Raw genomic sequence first — 1368 nt, 5'->3', positions numbered from 1 at the left:
GCAACTGACCCGTGCATGAGGACAGGAGAGGAGCCTCGACCGTGAGAGATGACCTGCTGACCGCTGGTGAGGTGGCGGCCCGCCTCCGCGCGACACCTCGCTTCGTGCGCCGGCTGGTGGCTGAGCGGCGCATCGCCTACGTCAAGGTCGGGCGCTTCGTGCGATTCGAGCCCGCTGCCGTAGCTGCCTACATCGAGGCCAACCGGGTAGTGCCCATGACCCGTGCGCAGCTGCGGCGGCAATTCGCGGAGGTGGCCTGATGCCCGCGCGCGGTGGTCGCCGTCGTTTCGGCAATGTCCGTCGGCGGTCGTCAGGTCGATGGCAGGCCCGGTACGTCGGCCCGGACGGACTGACCCGGACCGCGCCGCACACCTTCGCCACGGAGAAGCAGGCAGAGAAGTGGCTCACCCTGGTCGAGTCGGAGATCATCCGGGGGGAGTGGGTAGCCCCAGAAGCTGGCGAGATTGAGCTCTCGGCCTACGGGCAGCGGTGGATCGCTGAACGCAAGCTCGCCCCAAGGACGCGGCAGGGTTACGAGTTCCTGTTCACGCGGCAAGTCGTGCCGTACCTCGGGCACCTGACGCTTGGGGGGATCAAGCCGGCGACGATCCGGGCGTGGCGTAAGAAGCTCCTGGATGCCGGCGTGCCAGAGCCCCAAGCGGTCAAGGCGTACGCGCTGCTGCGGGCCATCCTCAACACGGCGGTGCGTGAGGATGAAATCCTTCGGCAAAACCCGTGCCGGATCAAGGGTTACGACCAGTACCACACCCCGGAACGACCGACCGCCACGATCGCCCAGGTCTACGCCCTGGCCGATGCGATGCCTGCTCGGTTCTCGGCGCTCGTCGTGGTCGCGGCGCTTTCGGGACTGCGGTGGGGCGAGCTGGTCGCGCTGCGCCGCCGGGACATCGACTTCGACGCGGGCAGCGTCCGGGTCACCCGCAAGCTCGCGGCCCTCCGGAGTCACCTGGAATTCGGGCCGCCCAAGTCGGCGGCCGGGGTCCGTGTCGTCGCCCTGCCGGCCGCCGCCGTCGAAGCCCTGCGGGCGCATCTGGCCGAGTTCACTGCCGTCGACGCTGACGCCCTGGTCTTCACCGGCGACAAGGGCGCCGCAGCCTCTGGCGCGAGCACTCGCGAGCTGATGCAGCGAATGGGGCATGCGAGCATGCGAGCGGCGTTGATCTATCAGCACGCAACCAGCGAGCGGGACCGCGAGATCGCCTCGGCCATGGACCGGCGGATCGTCCGGCAGACCCGAGGCAAGGGCGGCCAGAGCAGCTAATGGCCCACGGATGGCCCGCAAGATCGGAGCGGGGGAGTAGCCGACCGGCCCAGGATCGGGGGATGCAGCCTCTGACCTGGGCCGGA

Annotated in this window: 2 protein-coding genes; both read left to right on the top strand. The window is 69.3% G+C overall.

Annotation, left to right across the window (positions count from 1 at the left end; translation table 11 throughout):
• Window positions 1-41 precede the first annotated feature (41 nt).
• Entirely contained in the window at window positions 42-260 is a 219-nt protein-coding gene (locus GA0070558_RS32605; protein WP_091287419.1) for a helix-turn-helix domain-containing protein, read from the top strand.
• Window positions 260-1282, top strand: a complete 1023-nt coding sequence (locus GA0070558_RS32600; RefSeq protein WP_091287415.1) for a tyrosine-type recombinase/integrase — start codon at window positions 260-262, stop codon at window positions 1280-1282. Before GA0070558_RS32605 ends, GA0070558_RS32600 begins: the two co-directional genes overlap by 1 nt.
• The last annotated feature ends 86 nt before the right edge of the window (window positions 1283-1368 follow it).

The organism is Micromonospora haikouensis (assembly GCF_900091595.1).
GTDB lineage: Bacteria > Actinomycetota > Actinomycetes > Mycobacteriales > Micromonosporaceae > Micromonospora > Micromonospora haikouensis.
The sequence above is the reverse complement of the archived record's forward strand: the minus strand, read 5'-3'. Positions and strand labels throughout refer to the sequence as shown.

Coding starts and splice junctions, on each gene's coding strand:
- GA0070558_RS32600 (WP_091287415.1), top strand. CDS start 260: ATGCCCGCGCGCGGTGGTCGCCGTCGTTTCGGCAATGTCCGTCGGCGG.